This window comes from Marivita sp., assembly GCF_048006345.1.
Taxonomy (GTDB): Bacteria; Pseudomonadota; Alphaproteobacteria; order Rhodobacterales; family Rhodobacteraceae; genus Marivita.
The window spans coordinates 4,347,133-4,367,830 of sequence record NZ_CP180351.1 but is presented as its reverse complement, the minus strand read 5'-3'; the positions used below and the strand labels follow the sequence as shown (position 1 = coordinate 4,367,830).

Annotated in this window: 17 protein-coding genes and 1 riboswitch; of the genes, 5 read left to right on the top strand and 12 right to left on the bottom strand. The window is 61.4% G+C overall.

Annotation, left to right across the window (positions count from 1 at the left end; genetic code table 11):
• Positions 1-280 precede the first annotated feature (280 nt).
• Entirely contained in the window at positions 281-3,871 is a 3,591-nt protein-coding gene (locus tag ACMVPR_RS21190) for a DUF4214 domain-containing protein (protein ID WP_416884477.1), read from the top strand.
• Between the two features lie 233 nt (positions 3,872-4,104).
• Positions 4,105-4,299: riboswitch (cobalamin riboswitch) on the top strand.
• Between the two features lie 100 nt (positions 4,300-4,399).
• Positions 4,400-4,702 carry a hypothetical protein gene (locus ACMVPR_RS21185; protein ID WP_416884476.1) on the top strand — a complete coding sequence of 101 codons (303 nt, stop codon included), beginning with the start codon at positions 4,400-4,402 and terminating at the stop codon, positions 4,700-4,702.
• Here the strand turns inward: ACMVPR_RS21185 and ACMVPR_RS21180 are convergent.
• The 12 genes from ACMVPR_RS21180 to ACMVPR_RS21125 form a co-directional block, all read right to left on the bottom strand.
• Complete coding sequence (locus tag ACMVPR_RS21180) at positions 4,697-5,356, bottom strand: transaldolase family protein (RefSeq protein ID WP_416884475.1); 660 nt, start codon at positions 5,354-5,356, stop codon at positions 4,697-4,699. The two genes, ACMVPR_RS21185 and ACMVPR_RS21180, sit on opposite strands and share 6 nt — an antisense overlap.
• A gap of 4 nt (positions 5,357-5,360) precedes the next feature.
• Positions 5,361-6,314 (bottom strand): carbohydrate kinase family protein, encoded by a 954-nt coding sequence (locus ACMVPR_RS21175; protein WP_416884474.1) that lies wholly within the window; start codon positions 6,312-6,314, stop codon positions 5,361-5,363.
• Between the two features lie 23 nt (positions 6,315-6,337).
• Positions 6,338-7,060 (bottom strand): peptidase, encoded by a 723-nt coding sequence (locus tag ACMVPR_RS21170; protein ID WP_416884473.1) that lies wholly within the window; start codon positions 7,058-7,060, stop codon positions 6,338-6,340.
• A 31-nt stretch (positions 7,061-7,091) separates the two neighbouring features.
• Entirely contained in the window at positions 7,092-7,889 is a 798-nt protein-coding gene (locus ACMVPR_RS21165) for a transglutaminase family protein (RefSeq protein ID WP_416884472.1), read from the bottom strand.
• A gap of 21 nt (positions 7,890-7,910) precedes the next feature.
• Entirely contained in the window at positions 7,911-8,852 is a 942-nt protein-coding gene (locus tag ACMVPR_RS21160) for an alpha-E domain-containing protein (RefSeq protein WP_416884471.1), read from the bottom strand.
• 4 nt (positions 8,853-8,856) lie between these two features.
• Positions 8,857-10,281, bottom strand: a complete 1,425-nt coding sequence (locus ACMVPR_RS21155; protein WP_416884470.1) for a circularly permuted type 2 ATP-grasp protein — start codon at positions 10,279-10,281, stop codon at positions 8,857-8,859.
• Between the two features lie 218 nt (positions 10,282-10,499).
• A complete protein-coding gene (locus ACMVPR_RS21150) occupies positions 10,500-11,810 on the bottom strand; it encodes a TRAP transporter large permease (protein WP_416884469.1) in 1,311 nt (436 codons plus the stop codon).
• Positions 11,810-12,316, bottom strand: a complete 507-nt coding sequence (locus tag ACMVPR_RS21145) for a TRAP transporter small permease (RefSeq protein WP_300588100.1) — start codon at positions 12,314-12,316, stop codon at positions 11,810-11,812. Before ACMVPR_RS21145 ends, ACMVPR_RS21150 begins: the two co-directional genes overlap by 1 nt.
• 56 nt (positions 12,317-12,372) lie before the next feature.
• Entirely contained in the window at positions 12,373-13,386 is a 1,014-nt protein-coding gene (dctP, locus tag ACMVPR_RS21140; RefSeq protein WP_171046114.1) for a TRAP transporter substrate-binding protein DctP, read from the bottom strand.
• 41 nt (positions 13,387-13,427) lie between these two features.
• Positions 13,428-14,075, bottom strand: coding sequence for a 3-isopropylmalate dehydratase small subunit (gene leuD, locus ACMVPR_RS21135; RefSeq protein ID WP_416884468.1), 648 nt, complete (start codon positions 14,073-14,075; stop codon positions 13,428-13,430).
• On the bottom strand, positions 14,072-15,472 hold the full coding sequence (gene leuC, locus ACMVPR_RS21130; RefSeq protein WP_416884467.1) for a 3-isopropylmalate dehydratase large subunit: 1,401 nt from the start codon (positions 15,470-15,472) through the stop codon (positions 14,072-14,074). Before leuC ends, leuD begins: the two co-directional genes overlap by 4 nt.
• Positions 15,469-16,263, bottom strand: coding sequence for a GntR family transcriptional regulator (locus ACMVPR_RS21125; protein ID WP_300588092.1), 795 nt, complete (start codon positions 16,261-16,263; stop codon positions 15,469-15,471). The genes leuC and ACMVPR_RS21125 overlap by 4 nt, the downstream gene beginning before the upstream one ends.
• A 129-nt stretch (positions 16,264-16,392) precedes the next feature.
• Here ACMVPR_RS21125 and ACMVPR_RS21120 point away from each other — a divergent pair, with 129 nt between their 5' ends.
• From ACMVPR_RS21120 to ACMVPR_RS21110, 3 genes are read left to right on the top strand one after another with little or no spacing between them, the layout of a single operon-like run.
• Positions 16,393-16,953 (top strand): nuclear transport factor 2 family protein, encoded by a 561-nt coding sequence (locus ACMVPR_RS21120; protein ID WP_416884466.1) that lies wholly within the window; start codon positions 16,393-16,395, stop codon positions 16,951-16,953.
• Complete coding sequence (locus tag ACMVPR_RS21115) at positions 16,950-18,644, top strand: hydantoinase B/oxoprolinase family protein (RefSeq protein WP_416884465.1); 1,695 nt, start codon at positions 16,950-16,952, stop codon at positions 18,642-18,644. The genes ACMVPR_RS21120 and ACMVPR_RS21115 overlap by 4 nt, the downstream gene beginning before the upstream one ends.
• Complete coding sequence (locus ACMVPR_RS21110) at positions 18,641-20,698, top strand: hydantoinase/oxoprolinase family protein (RefSeq protein WP_416884464.1); 2,058 nt, start codon at positions 18,641-18,643, stop codon at positions 20,696-20,698. The genes ACMVPR_RS21115 and ACMVPR_RS21110 overlap by 4 nt, the downstream gene beginning before the upstream one ends.

The following is a 20,698-nucleotide window of genomic DNA, read 5'->3' as shown; positions in this document are numbered from 1 at the left end:
GCTTGCCTTGCTCCGCACGCGCGTTCCACCGCTTTGGACCGATCGCCTAAAATTCTAGCCATGTCGCACCCTATCAGGTCCGCGAGCTTTGCGCATCGTACCTGACGGGCATAAGACCTTGGATTTGCACGGTTCCTTCTTCACCTATCCGCACTTTGCCGACATCAACACAAGCCACTCAAAACAATAGATTTTTCGGAAAATTGGTCCTTTAAGGCCGTGTTCACTCCTGTCCTGCCATCCCCCTTCGCGGGGGCGTTTTGGATGAATGGAGTGGGGTATGGAACCCTTGACCGATGTATTCGGGACGCAGACGTCTGCGGCGGGTCTTTCGTTTGGGTTGCGGGGGATTGTTGACTGGAGTGTGCAGCAGCCGTTTCTGGACGTGTTCAAGACGGCGCGGGCGTGGCACGCGCATACCGAGAGCCAGTGGGGCGCCTATATGGCCGAGGATCTCGAGGCGATGGGTGTTCTGGATGCCAATGGCTGGATCACCGATCTGCCTGCGGGTGTCGACCGGGTCGAGACCTTCATCCTGACCGAGATGCCGGCGGAGGCGCTCTATACGGCGGGCACCTACCGGCTGAGCTATGACGGCGCGGGCGAGATTTCCGTTTACGGCGCCGAGATCGTGTCGCAATCCGATGGCGAGATCTGGTTCAACTACACCCCCACCGGCGAAGGCATGGTCGTCGTTTCCATCTCCGCCACCGACCCCCGCAACACCGGCGACTACCTGCGCAATATCGAGGTGGTCAAACAGGACTACATCCCTGCCTTCGAGGCAGGCGCGCTTTTCAACCCTCTCTGGCTCGAGGTCATCAACGACGCCCAGGGGCTGCGCTTCATGGATTGGCAGGAGACCAACGAATCCACCATCCGCAGCTGGTCCGACCGCCCCACACCCAGCACCTACACCTATTCCGAGGGTGTGCCCCTCGAGGTCATGGTGGCGCTGGCCAATGCCACCGGCACCGAGCCCTGGTTCAACATCCCCTGGAATGCCGACGAGACCTATATCCGCAACTTCGCCACCTATGTGCGCGACAATCTCGACCCCGATCTGCGCGCCCATATCGAGATGTCCAACGAGGTCTGGAACTGGATGTTCGAACAGGCCCGCGAGGCCGTGACCGCCGCAGAGGCGCGCTTTGGTCAGGACCTTGGTGATGGCTGGATGCAGGAATACGGCGCCCGCTCCGCCGAGATGGCCCGCGTGCTCGACAGCGTCTATGCCGGCAACGAGGACCGGCTGGTCAAGGTCATCGCGACCCACACCTACTGGCCCGGTCTCGAGGAGTCCCTTCTGGACGCCCCGGCCTGGCAGGCCCTCAGCCCGGCCAATGACGCGCCCTATCTCTCCTTCGACACCTATGCGATCACCGGCTATTTCGGCAACAGCCTCGGCACCGACGAGAAAGCCCCCGCCGTGCTCGGCTGGATCGCCCAGAGCGAGGCGCAGGCCCGCCAGGAGGCGCAGGCCCAGGGGCTGAGCGGGACTGCCGCCCAGGCCTATGTCGCACAGCACCGCTTCGATCTGGCCGTGGATCTGGCCGTGCGCGAGCTGCGCGATGGTTCCGTCACCGGCAATGCCGAGGATTCCCTGCAGGGCATGTTCGAGCTCTTCCGCTATCACAAGGCGGTGGCCGATGCGCATGGCCTCGATCTGGTGATGTACGAGGGCGGCACCCATGTGGTCGGCGTCGGGTCCTGGGTCAACAACGACCTGCTCACCGAGTTCTTCACCCATCTCAACTATTCCGCCGGCATGGGCCAGCTCTACACCGAGCTGCTCGCGGGTTGGGAAGCGGCCGGTGGCACGCTGTTCAACGTCTTCGTCGATGTCTCCGAGCCCAGCCAGTGGGGCAGCTGGGGGTCGCTGCGCCACCTGCAGGACAGCACCGCGCGCCATGACGCCGTGGTGGCGTTCATGGACAGCCATCCCGCCCCCGCCACCATGAAGGACGGGATCACGGGCAATGCCGATTTCGACTTCGGCCCCGCACCCGCGCCCGCACCGCAGGAGGACGAGGACGACGACGCCCCGGTCGTCACCCCCCAGCCCCGCCCGGAGCCGGACCCCCAGCCAGAGCCCGAACCGGACGTCACGCCGACCCCGGCACCACAGCCGGTCGATGCCGTCCGCGAATATGTCTTCGGCAATGATCTCTTCGCCTGGGGCAATGGCGATCCCGAAGCCTCCGTGCCCTACTGGACCGATATGCTGGCCGAGGCTGCCGGCACCTCCTATGCCGTCGACATCCAGACCGGCATGCTGACCCGGCATGACGACCTGCCGCCGAACCCGCATCTCTGGCTCGATGGCGTCGACTCCGTCTGGGACCCGGAAAGCGGCCAGAGCTTTGCCGAGGCTGGCTTCACCCAGATCACCCTGTCGGCGGTGAACTTCGTGCAGGACCAGTCCCCCGACAGCCCCTATTGGCACGAGCCCGCAACCTCGCCGCTGGAAGCCGCGCTGCGCATCATCGACTGGACCCAGGCCCGCGCCCCCGGCGCTGCCGTCAACATCTACGAGACCTGGCCCGAAATGGACGGCTTCCCCTCCAGCCCGGCCGCCTTCGCCGCATGGACCGATCTCATGACCGGCGACTGGCACGGCTGGTGGGTCGACCTCACCGAGATGATCCAGCAGGCCCGCCCCAACCTCGACGTCCGCCTCATCAGCGTCGGACCCCGCATCGCCGACATGCTCGACACACCCGAGCTTGGCCTCACACGCCTCTCCGCACGCGACCTCTTCCTCGACGACGAAGGCCACGCCACCCCAACACTCGCTTTCCTCGCATCCCTCCTCCACTACACAACACTCACCGGAACAACACCCCCGCAAAACATCCAAATCCCAAACACAATCCATCCAACCGTCGCTCAAAACTACCAACAGATCGTTGAGTGGGTGGGAGAGCAGATCGGGCTTGTATTGCCCGAACCACTGGTTGGACCATTTACGGAAAGGTCCGGCGATCGGGTGCAAGACGATGGACCGAGCCTGACATCTGGGGCCACCAGTGGCGACGATGTGTTCAGCCCGCAGACAGGTGAGGTTCTGATCGACGGGGGAGACGGGTTCGATACTGTATTTTTGAATGGTGATCAAAGCAGCTATTCGTTGCGGTTTTCCGGAGACGAGATCTGGATAGAAAACCGCGTGGCGGGCGCGACGCCGCTGCAATTGAGAAGCATAGAACAGGTCGATTTCGAGCGGGAAGTGCAACCATTTACGAATACCGGCATCTCGATTGACATGTTCGATGGCATGGCCCGTCTGGACGGCGCGGCGATGGAAGCCTTGACCGAGCTTTACATCGCCTATTTCAACCGCGCCCCGGACGCGGTAGGGCTCTACTTCTGGGGCGACCAGATGGCCGGCGGTCTGAGCCTTGACGAGATCGCCGCGTTTTTCTTTGACCAGCCAGAGACCCGCAACTTGTACGGTGCTTTGGAGGACATGCCGTCCTTCGTCACCGCGGTCTACGAAAACGTGTTGGGGCGCGCGCCGGATGCGACGGGGATGGCGTTCTGGTTGGATGCGCTGGAAGATGAGTCCGGTCTTGCGCCGTCGCAGTTCATTCGCGCCATTCTTGAGGGAGCGAAGGCGGAAACGGGTGGGCCTGAGGACGCCGCCTATCTGGCCAACAAGGTGCTGCTGGGCGGTCATTTTGCCGTGACACTTGGAATGTCGGACCTGCCTGCGGCGCATATCGTGATGCAAAGTTTCGACGGATCGGACAGCAGTCTTGAGGCCGGGCGCCTGCAAAGCGACAGTCTGCATGCCGATATCGTTGGTGGTACGCGCGACGGCTTCCTGATGCAGCTGGTCGGGGTCGCCGACCAGCCCTTTGTCATGTGATGATCCCGCACGGGCCGCATCACCGCACAAGACACCAATCGAGCAGTGCCAGAGCAGTCGAAACATGGCGACTAGGTGCATCGGACAGGGCCCATTCCAAGTGAATTGGGCCGTACCGCCCAAGTGCTGCCCTGTTCTGGCACCGAAATCTTAACAACCGGTATGCCGTGACTGACGATTGCATCGAATTGGAGGTATTCCCACAAAGTAGATTGATTGGACTCGCATCATCTGTGACAGTGAACGTTGATGGTGGGCAGCGTGTGATGCGCTGTCCGAATAGGGAATACGGTGTAATTCCGTGACTGCCCCCGCAACTGTAAGCGGTGAGTGCTTCGCGCAAAACCACTGGACCGTTTGGTCTGGGAAGGTGCGAGCCGCACTATGACCCGCGAGTCAGGAGACCTGCCATCTTACGTGAACTGAACCCGGGCGGGGTGCACCGGAGGTCGAGATGCCTTGCGCCCGAAACGCGCAAAACATGCGTGCGGCCTCAATGCGACCCGTCCCAGCGCGGAGGGCGCTTTTATGTCTATCGAACGAACACTGACCCAGTTGCAGGTCAATCCCCGCACGGCAGAACGGGCGCGGGAAATCGGGCAATTGGGCTATATGCAATGGCTTGGAAGCTTGCCGGCGCAAGCCTGTTACCTGACCGAAGCCACCTGTGCCTACATGGCTGCCGCGCCATTTCGGGAGACCGATCCGGCGGTTGCAGAATTCTGTGCGCTGTTGAAGGCGTCGTTGGACGCGCCGCTCACGCCGCTTGAACTGGCGCTGCCGAAGCCACGCCGGAGAGGTGGAGCAAAGGAGCGACGGCTGTCTTTATAGATCGCGTCCCGCCGCCGCGGCTTCGAATGCGGCGGCCGCCTGTTCGGTCATCGGATCGGAAAGGAGACCGCGCGCAATGTCCGGGGCCAAAGTAAAGCAGTCGAGACCCAAGGCGGCGAGGGACACCATCTGGTCGCTGGTCCTCAGGGATGCGACAAGGATGCGGGGGGTCCCGCCAGCGATCGCCTGCATCTTGGACAGGTGGTCAAGGGCGGGCAAACCAGCCTCCTGCATCCGCCCGAAATAAGGGGCCACGAAATCGGCGCCCAACGCCTTGGCGACGATCACCTGCTTGGGGTCATAGACGGCTGTCAGGAGGATCGGACCACCCAGCGCCCGAACAACAGGCACCGCCTTCAGGGCATCGGGTGTCATCGGGATCTTGACGACCGTGCGCAGCCCTGCGGCAGCGCCAGCTTCGTAAAGGCGGCTGGTCCAATCGAGATAGGTTTCCACCGGGCCATAGACCTGAGCGTGCAGCTCTTGCGCGCCCAGGTCACGGGCGCGGTGCGCCATGTCGGCCCAGTTGATCGACGGATAGGTCAGACCCGCGCGGTGGGCGAGCAGCGGGTTGGTTGTGATACCCCGGAAAAGACCGCTGGGCATAAGGTCTGCCCAAGCGTCCTGGTCCGCGGTATCGAGATAGAGGTCCATTGGTTCAGACCGCAGATGCCATTGCCGCGTCAAGCTCTTGCAGAGTGGGCGGGTTGCATCCGGCGCGGCTGCAATTGATGGCAGCGGCCATACCTGCGCGGCGGATCAGGGCCTCGACCTGCGCAGCATCGAGATGATCCAGTGCGTTGGGCGCTAGTGCATCGGTCCGTGCCAGACCGGCCAGCAGCGTTGCCATGAACGTGTCACCTGCCCCAACCGTATCAACAAGACCCGGCACCGGAGGCGCTGGTATCGTGACAGTGTGATCGCCGCGCATCGCGATGGCGCCTTCGGGACCTTTGGTCATCACCAAAAGGGATGCGGATGTCTGGCTGCGCACATGGGCGAGTGCTTGGTCCTGCGGCATGTCAGGACACAGACCTTCGAGGTCTTCATCACTGAGTTTCAGAACATGTGTGGCTTTCATCATGCGGAATATGCGCGCACGGTAGGTGGCGATGTCGGTGATGACGGACAGGCGCACATTCGGGTCGAGCGAGACCAGCGTTCCAGAGGCGTAGGCCCCAGTGCAGGTCTCTTCCCAAGCATCAGCATCGGCCCCATCTGTCAACGCCAAAGACCCGGTGTGCAGGGCCCGGGTGGCTCCGGGCATGGCGGCGGCGAGCGATGCGGCGGTGACGCTGCGCTCTGCGGTGCCATCACGTTCGAACACGTAGGATGGAATGCCCTTCGTCACGGTCACGCGGGCAATGGTTGTCGGCGCGTCGACACGGCCACCAGCGAGCGTCACGCCGGAGGCGATCAGAGTATCGGCCAGAATATCGCCCCAGGAATTGGTCGAGATCGGCGTCAGGTAATGCACGTCGGCCTGTTGCCGCCCCAGCGCCATGGCGACGTTGAACGGCGATCCACCGGCAAGGGCCGAGACCTCTCCATCGCGGGTGACGTGATCAATGAGGTTTTCACCGCCGACGCAGATAACGGGGCTCATGGGCATGACAGGACTCTCGGCTTTTTGGTTCAGTTCGTGTTCAGATGAACGTCGGGCAACGTATCAAGCGCCTGCTTAAGCGCATTGCCCCATTGAGTTGAGATCGCCTGAAACTCCGGGTTGTCGGCTTCGACACGACCGACATGCTTTTTCTCAAGACTGTCCGTTTTGTAGCAGAAGTAATCGAGCGGCGCGCCCACGGACAGGTTTGCCTTGAGCGTGGAGTTGAAACTGACAAGCAGCAGCTTCAATGCCTCGGCAAAAGTGATATCGGGATCATAGGCCCGGACAAGGATCGGGCGCCCATACTTGATCTCACCGATCTGGAAGAACGGCGTGTCTTCCCCTGCCTCGATGAAATTGCCCTGCGGGTAGATCAGGAACAGGCGTGGCGGGTTTCCGGCAATCTGGCCGCCTAGGATCAGCGTTGCCTCAAAGCTGGTTTCCGCGCGTTGCCCGCCATCGCGCAGCCCCTTGATGACCTCGCGCAGCGTATCGCCGACCATGCAGGCGGCCTGAAACATCGACGGGGCCCGCATCAGCGACGGCGTACGGTCCTCGGGATGTTTGCTGCGTTCGTCCAGAAGACTGACGACAGCTTGCGTGGTCGCAAGATTGCCCGCGGACATGAGCGTCAGAACGCGCTCGCCCGGTTCTTCCCAGATGGTCATCTTCTTGAAGGTCGAGATGTTGTCCAACCCGGCATTGGTGCGCGTGTCCGACATGAACACCAAACCGCTGCGAAGCATCATTCCAACGCAATATGTCACTTGAGGCGTGCCTTTACTGCTGAACCACGTGGATGCTGACGTGCAACTCTTCGTTCACTCCGCCAATCCGCGTACCAGTTATCGGCGCAGCATCGGAATAGTCCAGCCCTGTTGCGACGCGCACATAGCGTGTGTCGGGCGAAACACCGTTCGAGACATCGAACCCGACCCAACCCAGGCCTTCCACATGCACTTCGGCCCAGGCGTGCATCGCGTCCTGGATCGTTGTTTCGTTCAGCATCAGATAGCCACTGGCATAGCGCGCCGGCAGTTTCAGCGCCCGCGCACAGGCGAGCATGATATGGGTGTGATCCTGACACACCCCCTGCCCGGCCGCGATCGCGTCTTCCGCGCTCCAATTCGGTGACGATGCACCAAGGGTATAGGAGACCTGCGACCGGATGCGATCGGACAAGTCGTGGAGTTCAGATATCCCCGCGTCGGCGGTCATCCCCTTGACCAGAGCCCGCGTTCCCGGCCCGGCTTCGGTGAGGGAAGTGTTCATCTGATAAAGCCAGAGCGGGGTCATACCGTGATGCGGCCCCAGAATACCGGCGTTATCCGTAATCTCGACCTCACCCGCGCTTGAAACCGACAATTCGGTAATGTTGGGATCAAAGCTGATCAGTTCGGTCGTGTTATGGTGATGATCCTCGAACGTGACTTCCTTACGGCCACCGTCAATGCGGGTATGCCATCCAAGAACTGACTGATTGTACGACGATTTCGGCGTCTTGCGCAGTTGCTGCAAACCGTAAACCACCGGCGTTTCGAACCGATACACCGTCGTGTGGTCAATCTTCAGGCGCATGCCGTGCAGTCTTGGTATGGCCTAGGCATAAAACCGGAAATCCTGTTCGATCTGGCGCGAGATGCTTGACAGTTCCTCAAGGGTTTTCTGCAGGAACTCGTGCAATCCGAAGTCGAAGATATCATCAATACTCTGGGACAACAGCCCGTTTTCCAATGCACCAACCCGTGCGCGGGAAGCCGCTCCTGCGTCGTCCTCATTGCCCAGATAGTTCAGGTTGTCACACAGCTTGCTGGCGCAGAACGCAAGGGATCGTGGCATGCGCTTGTCGAGGATCAGGAACGCAGCGATCTCTCTTGGTCCGCCCCCCGCACCATATTCCATGCGGAACCCGCCCTTGGCCGAGACAGACCGCAAGATCGATTCCCACTGCACATTGTCGAGTGACGTTCCGACGGCACGCGCCGACGGCAGCAGGACATAGTATTTCACGTCAAGGATACGGGCGGTGTTGTCGGCGCGTTCCAGAAACGTGCCCAGTCGGGCAAAATCGTAGATGTCGTTGCGCAGCATCGTGCCGTGAGTCACACCACGCACCAAGGCCGCGTGATGACGGATCAGGCGCAACGTGCTGGGCAGATCGCGCTCTGACACTTTGCGCGCCAGTGCCGTTTTCAGCGCCATGTAAGCCGAGTTCACGGCCTCCCAGACTTCACCGGTGATCGCCGTCCGCACCAGACGCGCGTTCTGACGTGCGGCATTCACGCTGGACAGGATCGACGACGGGTTGTCCTTGCTACGCAACATCCAGTCGACGGCCAGATCGCGGGACATCTCGTCATGGGCTGCGCGAAAACCATAGAGACAATCGGCGGACTGCAACACAGAAGCCCATTCGTCATCGGTCTGGTTGAGCCGTGTCAGCGCAATCCGTTGCCCCGTTTCGATCAGACGCGCGGTGTTCTCGGCCCTCTCCATGTAACGGTACATCCAGAAGAGGCCATTTGCGGTTTTTCCCAGCATGCCGCTATTCCTCCAGAACCCAGGTGTCTTTCGTGCCACCGCCTTGCGACGAGTTCACCACCAAGGACCCCTTTTTGAGTGCTACCCGCGTCAGGCCACCGGGCGTGATCTTGATCCCATCCGGGCTGACCAGCACATAGGGACGCAGATCGACATGGCGCGGGGTGAGACCGGCCTTGGCGAAAATCGGAACAGTGGACAGGCTGAGCGTGGGTTGCGCAATATAGTTCTTCGGACGCGCCTTGAGCTTCTTGCGGAAAGCCGAGATCTCTTTCTTCGTCGCGGTCGGACCGATCAGCATGCCGTAGCCGCCTGATCCATGCACCTCTTTCACGACAAGGTCTTCAAGGTTGTCGAGCACATGAGCCAGCGAGTTGGGTTCCGAACACCGCCATGTCGGGACGTTCTGCAGCAATGGCCGTTCGCCTGTGTAGAATTCGACAATTTCCGGCATGTAGGAATAGATCGCCTTGTCGTCGGAAATCCCAGTGCCCGGCGCGTTGGCGATGGTGATCCCACCGGCGCGGTAGACATCCATGATCCCTGGCACACCAAGCTGGCTTTCGGGATTGAAGTTCAGCGGATCGAGGAAGTCATCATCCACGCGACGATACAGAACATCGATGGGCTTGTACCCGTTCGTCGTGCGCATCGCGACACGCCCGTCCACCACGCGAAGGTCATGCCCTTCGACAAGTTCAACGCCCATCTGATCGGCAAGGAACGCGTGTTCGAAATAGGCCGAGTTGTAGATCCCCGGTGTCAGCACGGCAACGGTTGGCTCTGCATCCGTCATGTTCGGTGCGCAGGCGGCCAGCGACCGACGCAAGTCAATCGGGTATTGCTGCACGGGTTGAACCCGGTTCTTCGAGAAAAGCTCTGGGAACATCTGCAACATGGTTTCCCGGTTTTCGAGCATGTAGCTCACACCCGACGGGGTGCGGGCGTTGTCTTCGAGAACGTAGAACTCCCCCGGTCCGGTGCAGACGAGGTCGATACCCACAATATGGGTATAGACCCCGCCCGGCACGTCGACGCCGATCATCTTGGGCTGGAATGCTTCGTTCTGTGAGATCATCTCACGCGGGATGCGCCCGGCCTTCAGGATTTCCTGGGTATGGTAGATGTCATGCAGAAAGGCGTTGATCGCCCGCACCCGCTGTTCGATCCCGCGAGACAGTTTGGCCCATTCGGAGCCTGAAATGATCCGCGGGATGATGTCGAAGGGGATCAGACGCTCTTCAGCTTCGGATCGGCCATAAACGTTGAAAGTGATGCCCGTCAGGCGGAACAGGTCTTCCGCCTCGCGGTTTTTTGCACGCAATCGCTTGGGATCTTCCTGATCGAACCAATCGAAAAAATTTTGGTAGGGTGCGCGAAGCTGCGCATCACGGCCCCACATTTCATCGAAGACAGAGTGTTCAGACATGGCTCAAGCTTGCGCAGCGCCGGACGGAGTGCAAGGCACAGCAACGCTTCCCGCGCCTCACCGCACAAAAATCTTGCTAAATGCCCATTTATTGGGCGCTTGATGTCCTTACCGACCATCCCGAATTTCACAACACCGATTGCGGTTGCCCAAAAGTACAGCCCTCAGCTCCTTTTTGAGCCCAAGAGCACTCTGCTTTTCAGGTAGGGCCAGCGCCTCTAACCGAGTCCCGGCAACCATGTTGCCAGAGGTGGGAAAAGGATCAGCAGCGCAACGACCATCAGCGAGCAAAGGATGAATGGAAACGCGGCGCGGTAGATCTCGCGCATCGTCGTATTTGGCGGGGCCACGCCCTTCATCACGAAAAGCAGCAGACCAAACGGCGGCGTCGTAAAGCTGATCTCGAGCGAAAGGAGCATGATTAGACCGAACCAGATCGGATCGAATCCGAGTGTTTGCGCCAGTGGGAAAAAGATCGGCACGGTCAGCAGCATGATCGAAATCTGCTCCATGAACATGCCAAGAAGCAGGAGCACCCCGAACATCACCAAGAGCATCAGCGTCGGGTCGAGGTCAAAACCTGTCGCCCAGTTGATCAGACCCTTCGACGCCCCGGAAAAAGCCAGAAGCTGGCTGAAGGTCGCGGACCCGAAAACGATCAGATAGGCCATCAGGGTCACACGCAGCGCGCCACGGACGGATTTCTTGATCGAGTCCCATGTCAGGCAGCGATACAGCGCGGCAAGGATCAGCACGCCCAGCGCCCCAAAAGCGGCGGCTTCCGACGGGGTGACGATGCCGTTGATCATCATGATGACAATAACGACCATGAGACCGATCATCGGCACCACGTCGCGCATCAGAATGCCGATTTTTTCGCCAGCGGTCATCGGCTCCACGTCATAGGCTGGGGCCGCTTCCGGGTCGATCCGGGTCTGGATGTAGATTGTTGCAACGTAAAAGCCGGCAAGGATCAGACCGGGTATCACGCCCGCGATCAGCAACGCGCCCACGTCGATCTTGGCGAGTGTCGCCAGCAGCACCGCCAGCGCAGAGGGTGGAATGATGATCGCCAGACCGCCGGTCCCAAGGATCGGACCGATGGACATGTGGCTCTTGTAGCCGCGGCGGTTCATCTCGGGCACCATCAATGACCCGAGCAGCGCGGTAGACCCCATCGACGATCCAGACAGCGTGGAAAACCCGGTGCCGCCAAGAACGGTGACATAGCTCAGACGCCCCGGCAGCCGTCCCAGCAGCTTGTCGATGGCCGAGAACATGCGTCCGCCGAGACCGGTCTGGAAAAAGATCTCGCCCATCAGCAGGAACAGCGGGATCGGCACCAGCGCAAAGATTGTCAGCGCGCCCCATCCGTTGTTCAGCAGCGCGACGACCCCACGGTCGCCGCCCATGAACACCCACGCACCGATGATATTGGCGGCAAGGAACGCCAGCGCGACGGGCATGCCGATCGCCATGAGGAGCATGATGCTGCCGACCAGCAGACCAAGCGCTTCGAACCATTCCATTATTCGTGAATCCCCGCTTCACCCGAGTGCATGAGGTCAGACCCGAACACGAACCGCGAGAACTCGATCGCCATCACAGAAAAGGCGATGGGAAAGGTCACGGTCAGCAGCCAACGGGGATAGTAATAGGCGCGCACATCGTAGTTGTTGCGCTCGATATTGGTCAGGAAAAGCTGCAGCCCGTACCACGCTAGGATCACGCACACGAGCACACATAGTGCTGCGACCATGCGGCTCACGAAGCGTCGCAAGGCAGGCGGCAGGGCGGCGGTGACCAGTTCGATGTGTACATGCCCCTTTTCGCGCACCAGCCAAGGCGCACCGAGCATGGTCATGTAAAGAATGCCGTATTCGGCTGAGGTGAACAGCCATGCAAAGGGCTGAAGCCCCAGATTGCGCATCAGGACGGAAACGACCACCGACACCATCAGCCAGACCAAGGTCACGGCTGCGATGAAGGCCATCGTGTAAAGCAGGGCGTCATAGACGCGGGTCACGGCGCGCATGGGGTCATCCGTTCAATTGAGTTGGGCCGGGAGTCCAAACCCCCGGCCCTTTGGTCTTAGTTGTCTGCGGCCGGATCGTAGAACTTGGCGATCAGGTCGTCATAGCTCGCAACCGACTGCGGCTCTGCTTCCATCAGCTCTTTCATCCGCGCCCATGTGGTTTCACGCGCAGCGGCAAGGTAGTTGGCTTTCGCCTCCCCCTCGAGTTCGACCACCTTCATACCAGCAGCATCAAGCGCAGCGAAATCCTCGTCCCTCTTGGTGCGCAGCGCGTTCACGCTGTCGATCTCGTGCTGGATTGCGGTGTCCTGAAGAATGGTCTTGGCCTCGTCGCTCAGCCCGTCCCATGTTTCCTGGTTCACGATCACCCCAAGATCGGTCGAGAAGAAGCACGGCTCAATCCGGTAGTTCAGGAATTCATTCCACTTGAGGTCGATCAGGCCGATCTGGGTCCAGCCTGTTGCGTCCACCACACCGTTCTGGAGCGCGGAATACACCTCGCCTGTGGGCAGGTCGATCACCTGTGCCTGAAGGTAATTGGTGAAGAACGCGTTATATACCGCGTTGCCGCGCAGGCGCAGACCATCCACTTCGAGGTTGCCATCGGCGTCGAACGACGGCTCATCGCGAGTCCAGAGGTTGTAGCACACGCCGCTGTCGAACCAGCCAAGATACTTAAGGCCCATACGTTCCTGATGGATCTGGTCGATCAGCTCGATCCCGCCGTTTTCGCGGGTCTCGACCGCCGTCAGGTTTGACGCCACAAGCGCGTCCTTCTCGGGCAGCGCACCGCCATAGAACGATCCCGGCGTGTAGACCATGTCCACGATGCCGTCGCGTACCGCGTCGGGTTGCTGGAACATGCCGATGGCTTCGGGGCCGCCGCGCACTTCGATCTGGATCACGCCTTCACCTGCCGCGTTCACCTTGTCCACGAAGGACAGGAAGCTTTGCGTATAGATCAGCGTTTCGGGAAACGCATGCACCGCCGTGATTGTTTCTTGCGCCTGCGCCACTGTGCCCAGCATGACGCCACCGGCGACGCAGCCTTTCAAAAGGTTCATGTTCATAGATAGTTCCTCCTACACCCTTCGGCCTGTCATGGCCTGTGTTACTGCGAAACGGTGTCCCGCCCCGCGCTCCTGAAGTCGTTCTGTTGGACTGGTATGGCCCACGGCATGCCCGCCACGTGTCGCGTACGGAATTCCGAAATGGCCTTTTGGTGGTTTTGGGTCAGGTCGATATCGTCCCAACCGTTGATAAGTTTCTGCTGCCAGACATCATCCAGCGTGAACTCGATTGTGGTATTGCCCAGACGAATTGTCTTGTCGGTCAGGTCAACCGTCACCTCTTTTGCGCCGCCCGCCAAGGTGGCCATGGCCGTATCGACCTCTGCCTCTGAAACGTGGGCGGGCAGAAGGCCGTTGTTCACCGAATTGCTGGCGAAGATGTCGCCAAAGCTGGGGGCGATGACGACGCGGATGCCGAAATCGACCAGTGCATAAACCGCCGCCTCGCGCGACGACCCGCTGCCGAAATTCCGGCGTGAGATCAGGACGCTGGCGTTCGGAACGGTGTTCAGGGGGAAGTCGGGCACAGATGTGCCGTTGCTGTCCTTGCGCATGTCGTGCAGCAGGAAATCGCCATAGCCTGCAGACCGGGGCGTCGACATGAACCGCGCCGGGATCAACTGGTCGGTGTCCACGTTCTGTCGGTCCAAAGCGACGGCAAGACCGCTATGTGTGCGCCAACCGCTCATGCGACCTCCCGCTCTTTCAGAAGCTCGCGCACATCGGTCAGATGCCCGGTCACAGCCGCTGCCGCCACCATCGCGGGCGACATGAGATGCGTCCGCGACCCACGCCCCTGCCGGCCGCGGAAATTGCGGTTGGTGGTCGAGGCGCAACGCATGCCCGGCTCCACAAGGTCGCCGTTCATCGCGGCACACATCGAACAGCCAGACCCGACCCAATCTAGGCCTGCGTCGACAAAGATTCGGTCCAGGCCTTCTGCTTCGGCCTGTGCTTTGACCAGTTGCGATCCGGGCGAGACGATCCCCGGAACCTTGGCCCGTCGCCCGGCCAGCACCGCCGCCGCCGCGCGCAGGTCTTCGATGCGGGCATTGGTGCACGACCCGATAAACACCTGATCCACAGCGATCTCGGTCAGCTTGCGCCCCGGCGTGAGCCCCATGTAATCCAGCGCGTTTCGCGCACGTTCGGCCGCGCTGCCTTGCATATGGGCGGGGTCGGGAATTGTCGCAGTGACGGGCAAGGCGTCTTCCGGCGTTGTGCCCCAAGTCACGATGGGCGCGATCTCGGACGCGTCCATCGTCACTTCGGTTTCAAACGCCGCATCCGCGTCGGACGGCAGTTCGGACCAAAGGTCGACTGCGCGATCCCAATCGTCTCCGCTGGGCGCGAAGGGACGCCCTGTGACGTAGGCAAAGGTAGTCTCATCCGGCGCGATCATCCCGAACCGGGCTCCACCTTCGATGGAGAGATTGCAGAGCGTCATGCGCCCTTCCATCGATAAGGAGCGTACCGCAGGCCCGGTATATTCGATGGCATGCCCCCGCGCGCCATCCGCGCCCAGCTTGGCAATCCAAGCGAGAGCAAGATCCTTAGCGCCAACTCCCGGCCCAAGCCGCCCGGTCACGTTAATCCGCATCGCCTTGGGCTTTTTCTGCCAGACCGTCTGCGTCGCCAGCACGTGGGCCACTTCGGTCGCGCCGATGCCAAAGGCCAGGGCCCCGAAAGCCCCGTGGGTGGACGTATGGCTGTCCCCGCAATTGATCAGCAGCCCCGGCAGGGTCAGCCCTTGTTCCGGTCCGATCACATGCACAATGCCCTGACGTGGATCTTCGAGGCCAAAGCAGGTGATCCCGTGTCTCGCGGTGTTCGACGCCAGCGTCGCGATCATCCGCGCTATCGCGTCCGTTGCAGGACCGCCGCGCGTCGGCGCATAGTGATCGGCCACCCCAAAGGTCAGGCCCGGTTCGGCCACCGGCACGCCCCGCTCTGCGATCTTGGCAAAGGCGTGGTGCGAGCCTTCGTGGACCAGATGGCGATCCACCCAAAGCAGACTTGTCCCGTCTTCACGGCGCAGGATTTCGTGGCTCTCCCACAGCTTGTCGAGAAGACGGCGGGCGATCATTTCGATGCCCCTCCGATCACAGGTTCCCAATGCCGCGCTTCACCTGCACCGACCCGCGCGAGGCTCATTTCGAGCCGGAACAGATCTGGTCGGTAGAGCGCGGACAGGTGTTCGACCCCCTGCCCGTTTGCATCGCGCACGATGCGCTGCACGAATAAGAGCGGCGATCCAACCGAGACCTCCAAGGCGTCCGCTACATCGGGCGTGGCAAGAGCTGCGGTCACGGTCTGGTGGGCGCTGCTGACGCTCACGCCGCTGCGTTCAAGCAGACGGAAAAGCGGCTGTGTTGCAAGGTCAGCTTCGTCGTAGCTGACGGCGATCTCTTTGGGCACATACGTTGTGAGGTGCGAAAAGGGCTGACCGCCCGACGAGCGGACCCGCACCGCCTTTTGCACATCCGCACCTTCGGGGATGCCCAACGCTTCGGCAACAGCAGCAGGCGCGCTGTCGTAGGAAAAGGACAACAGCCGCGCGGTTGTCTTGCGGTCCATCTCGACGAGATGCGGGATCAGCGTTGCGAAATCGGCCGACAGGCGATGACCGACCTGCTCCTGCGCGCGCACAACCGACCCAGCACCCGTCTTTTTCTCGATCCAGCCATCGGCAGCCAGCGCCTCGAGCGCGCGACGGATGGTGATGCGGGACACGTCGAACTGCTCTGCCAGCTTATGCTCACCGGGAAGCCGAACACCATCCTTGAAAACACCATTTGAAATTTCGTCGCGCAGCAACAGGTAAACCCTGCGGGCCTTACCGCCTTCTGGAAGTCCGGAATGCGCGTTCAATGTCACGGCAGCGCGGCCCCTGTTGGTTGGCGATCCTCGCGGCCAGTGGATGATCCGGCGAAGATTCTTCGTTTGTTGGTCTTTCAATATACCAAAACCTGTTATATGAAAAGTGCAGATTTTGGGGAGGGTCATATGCCAATCGTGGAAGCGCACATCCTTCAAGGATACAGCCCCACCGAGAAATCCCGCCTGACTTCGGCCCTCACAGATGCGATTCGATTTGTCGTTCCCGCTCCCGATGAAGCCATCACCGTGATGCTGCACGAATACCCGTCCGAGGCCTATGCCCGTGGCGGTCAGCACCGCCAACCGGCCCCAGCCCTGCCCGATCCCGCCCAAATCGTGCGCGATTACCTCGCCGCGATGGAAGCCCGCGACCTGGACACCGCGCAGGGGATGCTGGGCGACGGGTTCCAGATGGTGTTCCCGGCGACCCAGCCGATGACGCAGTTGTCCGAACTGATCGACTGGTCCAGGGGCCGCTACAAGTTCGTCAAGAAAACCTATGACGGGTTCGACGCGATGCACAGCGGCGGTGTCGCTGTCGTCTACGCGCGCGGCACGCTTTACGGTGAATGGATGGACGGTACCCCGTTCGAAGGCATCCGGTTCATCGACCGTTTCGAAATTTCCGGAGGCAAGATCGTTCGCCAGGACGTCTGGAACGACATGGCAGAGGTGCGCGCAAAATGAGTGCTGCCATCGACCCGATCACGCTGGCCGTTCTGGCTGGACGGATGGAGCAGATCGCCGACGAAATGGACGCGACCCTGTTCCGCGCCGCCTTTAACCCGATCATCGCCGAAGCGCATGACGCTTCGCACGGTTTTTACGATGCGGAGAGCGGCGACACGCTGGTACAGGGCAAATCCGGTCTGCCGATCTTTGTCGGGGTCATGGCCTTTGCCGTGAAAGCAGTAATCGACAAAGCCGCCGAGGCCGGTGATTTGGCGGATGGCGACATCTACATCTTCAACGACGCCCATATGGGCGGCACGCACCTGTCCGACATGCGGCTGGTGCGCCCGTATTTCCGCGACGGGGAGCTGTTCTGCTACCTCGCCAGTGTCGGCCACTGGCACGATGTCGGCGGTGCCGTTCCCGGAAATTACAACCCCTCTGCCACCGAAGCCTTTCAAGAGGCGTTCATCCTGCCGCCGGTCAAGCTGGCCCGCGCAGGCGTGATCCAGCAGGACATCATCGACATACTCTTGCGCAACACCCGCCTGCCGCAATCGGCAATGGGTGATCTGAACGGGCAGTTGGGCGCTTTGGACCTCGGTGTGAAGCGACTGGACGAATTGCTGGATGAATACGGAGCCGAGACCGTGTCTGCGGCTTTAAGCGCCTTGGGCGACCGGGCGGAGACGCTGATGCGTTCGGAACTGTCGGGTCTGCCCGATGGGCGCTGGGAGGCGGTGGATTACCTCGACAATGACGGGATCACCGATGTTGCCCTGCCGATCCAGGTCGCGCTTGAGATCAAGGGCGACCGGATGGTTCTTGATTTCGAGGGCACCGCACCTGTGACAGCTGGCCCGGTGAACATCGCCTACCCGACCGCCGTGGCGACCGCCTATGTCGCGATCAAACACATCTTCCCCGACCTGCCCGCCAATGCCGGTGTCATGCGCCCGATTGATGTGCGTGTGCCGGACGGGTCGCTTCTGTCGGCAGAATTCCCCGCCCCTGTCGGCGGCTACACCGAAACCATCCTGCGCATGATCGACGTGATCTTCAGCGCCGCATCCCAAGCCGCGCCCGACCGCGTCGTCGCCAACGCCTATGGCACGATCAATGCGCTGTCCATCGCGGGCAAGCGGGCGAATGGCCAGCGCTGGGTGATGTTCAGCTTCTACGGCGGCGGACATGGCGGCAGCAGCGAGTCCGATGGCCTAAACCACGGCAACGCGCCGATTTCTACCGCAACGATACCGCCAATGGAGATCCTCGAAGCGGCCTATCCCATCATGTTCCGCCAATGGGCGCTGCGCCCCGACAGCGCGGGCGCGGGTGCGCATCGCGGCGGATTGGGCGCGACCTACGAGATCGAAGTGCTGGAGGAAAACGCCGAGGCGTTTCTTTTCGGTGAGCGTGGCCGTTTCGCGCCCCAAGGTGTTCAAGGCGGCGGCACGGGGGCGATGAACGTGTTTCACTACGAACAAGCGGATGGGTGGAAGACCCCGCCGCTGGCGTCGAAAATGCTCGGGATCAAGCTGACTAAAGGACAGGCGGTGCGCCTCGACACCCCAGGTGGAGGTGGCTACGGCGCAGCGTCCGACCGGGATGCAAGCGCAGTCGCCCGCGACGTGGCGCTGGGATACCTGACACCGGACAAAGCGACCGAGCTTTACGGCCCCGCATGGAAAGAGGTCGCGGCATGAGCAAGATGATCGGCGTCGATGTCGGCGGCACATTCACCGACGTGTTCGTGCTCGACGAGGCCACCGGCACTGCGACCGTCGCAAAGGTGCCCACGACCCGTCCCGACCAGTCGGGCGGTTTTTTGGATGGGATCGGCCAGCAGGTCGATGACCTATCTACCGTCGCGGCGGTTGTGCATGGCACCACCGCCGGAACCAATGCTCTGCTCGAGCGCAAAGGCGCAAAGATCGGCGTGATCACCACTCACGGACTCCGCGACGTTCTTGAAATGCGCCGCCGCGACAGGCCCCGCACTTGGGGCCTGCGCGGCGATTTCGAGCCTGTTGTGCCGCGCAATCTGCGCCTTGAGGTGCCGGAACGGACTCTGGCCGATGGCACGATCCGCACGCCCGTCGATCTGGACTCGGTCAGGGCCGCCGCCCAACAATTGATCGACGAAGGCTGTTTGGCCGTCGCGATCCTCTTCGCCAACGCTTATGCCAATGCCGAGAACGAGGCCAAGGCTGTTGAGGTGGTCCGCGCCACGTGGCCCAATGACCATGTGAGCTGTTCGTCGGAAATCCTGCCGGAAATCCGCGAGTTCGAACGTTTCTCGACCACCGCGCTGAACGCCTACCTGCAACCCGAAGTGTCGGGCTATATCAACCGATTGGATCAGGCTCTGACCAAAGGCGGGTTCGGTGGCGAGTTCATGATCGTGCAGTCGAATGGCGGCGTCATGGGCACCGACACCGCCTGCCGCCTGCCGATCCGCACGGCGCTGTCCGGTCCCGCTGCTGGCGTGATCGCTGCCGGGCATATCGCGACGACGGCGGGTTTTGAGAACGTCATCACCGGTGACATGGGTGGCACAAGTTTTGACGTGGCGCTGATCGCCAAAGGGCAGTCCATGCTGTCGCCACAGACCTCCATCGACTTCGGCATGGTGGTGCGCAACCCGATGATCGAGATCACGACGATTGGTGCCGGTGGCGGCTCCATCGCGTGGGTCGACAAGGGTGGCTTGCTGAACATCGGCCCGGAAAGCGCAGGGTCGACCCCCGGCCCGGTGGCCTATGGTCAGGGCAATGACCGCCCGACTGTGACGGATGCGAATGTGGTCCTTGGCCGGATCGACCCGAACAATCCCATCGGCGGCAAGCTTGACCGTCTGGATGTGGACGCCGCCGCCAAGGCCATCGACATCCATGTCGGATCAAAGCTTGGCCTGACCACAATCGAGGCCGCCGAAGCCATTCTGCGCGTCGCCAATTCGCGCATGGCGGGCGCAATCCGTCTGGTCAGCATCGAACGGGGGTTCGACCCCAAGCGGTTCGCCTTCATGCCCTTCGGTGGCGGTGGCGCGCTGCACACAGGCGCGATCCTGAAAGAGGTCGGCATCGGCAGCGCAATCGTCCCGCGCTATCCCGGTGTGACCAGTGCTATGGGCTGTGTGATTGCCGACATGCGGCAGGATTTCGTGCAGACGATCAACTCTCTGACCGCAACGCTCGACACCGACGCGCTGCGCGAGGTGATGCAGAAACATATCGACGATGGGATGGCTCTGCTCGATGCTGCGCAATCCCGGTTCGAGGCGCGCGATATCGTGATTGAATTGGACATGGCCTATGTCGGACAGACCCATACTGTCGCTGTGCCCCTACCGATCAAGGTCGAAGGCACCACTGTGACAGCGCCCACGATTACCGAGGTCGAAGCCGCGTTTGATGCGGCCTACCAAGCCACCTATGGGCGGCTCCTGAAGAACGGCACGCGTCGGGTGATGAACCTGCGCACCGCCGTCATCGGACGGCGACCAAAGTTCGATCTGACCACGCTGGCCCCCAAGGGCGGGTCCGTCGAGGCCGCCCATACCGGAAGCCGCAAGGTGCATTTCGGCGATACGTGGTTCGACACCGCGATTTACAACCGCCTTGCCCTTCCCGTCGGCGCCGAGGTCAAAGGCCCCGCGATCCTCGTACAGCCGGACACCACCGTGCTGGTCGATCCCGGCCTGACCGCCAGGGTCGACACCTGCGGGAACACCATCATCACACGGGATGAGGACTGA

Coding starts and splice junctions, on each gene's coding strand:
- ACMVPR_RS21190 (WP_416884477.1), top strand. CDS start 281: ATGGAACCCTTGACCGATGTATTCGGGACGCAGACGTCTGCGGCGGGT.
- ACMVPR_RS21185 (WP_416884476.1), top strand. CDS start 4,400: ATGTCTATCGAACGAACACTGACCCAGTTGCAGGTCAATCCCCGCACG.
- ACMVPR_RS21180 (WP_416884475.1), bottom strand. CDS start 5,356: ATGGACCTCTATCTCGATACCGCGGACCAGGACGCTTGGGCAGACCTT.
- ACMVPR_RS21175 (WP_416884474.1), bottom strand. CDS start 6,314: ATGCCCATGAGCCCCGTTATCTGCGTCGGCGGTGAAAACCTCATTGAT.
- ACMVPR_RS21170 (WP_416884473.1), bottom strand. CDS start 7,060: ATGATGCTTCGCAGCGGTTTGGTGTTCATGTCGGACACGCGCACCAAT.
- ACMVPR_RS21165 (WP_416884472.1), bottom strand. CDS start 7,889: ATGCGCCTGAAGATTGACCACACGACGGTGTATCGGTTCGAAACGCCG.
- ACMVPR_RS21160 (WP_416884471.1), bottom strand. CDS start 8,852: ATGCTGGGAAAAACCGCAAATGGCCTCTTCTGGATGTACCGTTACATG.
- ACMVPR_RS21155 (WP_416884470.1), bottom strand. CDS start 10,281: ATGTCTGAACACTCTGTCTTCGATGAAATGTGGGGCCGTGATGCGCAG.
- ACMVPR_RS21150 (WP_416884469.1), bottom strand. CDS start 11,810: ATGGAATGGTTCGAAGCGCTTGGTCTGCTGGTCGGCAGCATCATGCTC.
- ACMVPR_RS21145 (WP_300588100.1), bottom strand. CDS start 12,316: ATGCGCGCCGTGACCCGCGTCTATGACGCCCTGCTTTACACGATGGCC.
- dctP (WP_171046114.1), bottom strand. CDS start 13,386: ATGAACATGAACCTTTTGAAAGGCTGCGTCGCCGGTGGCGTCATGCTG.
- leuD (WP_416884468.1), bottom strand. CDS start 14,075: ATGAGCGGTTGGCGCACACATAGCGGTCTTGCCGTCGCTTTGGACCGA.
- leuC (WP_416884467.1), bottom strand. CDS start 15,472: ATGATCGCCCGCCGTCTTCTCGACAAGCTGTGGGAGAGCCACGAAATC.
- ACMVPR_RS21120 (WP_416884466.1), top strand. CDS start 16,393: ATGCCAATCGTGGAAGCGCACATCCTTCAAGGATACAGCCCCACCGAG.
- ACMVPR_RS21115 (WP_416884465.1), top strand. CDS start 16,950: ATGAGTGCTGCCATCGACCCGATCACGCTGGCCGTTCTGGCTGGACGG.
- ACMVPR_RS21110 (WP_416884464.1), top strand. CDS start 18,641: ATGAGCAAGATGATCGGCGTCGATGTCGGCGGCACATTCACCGACGTG.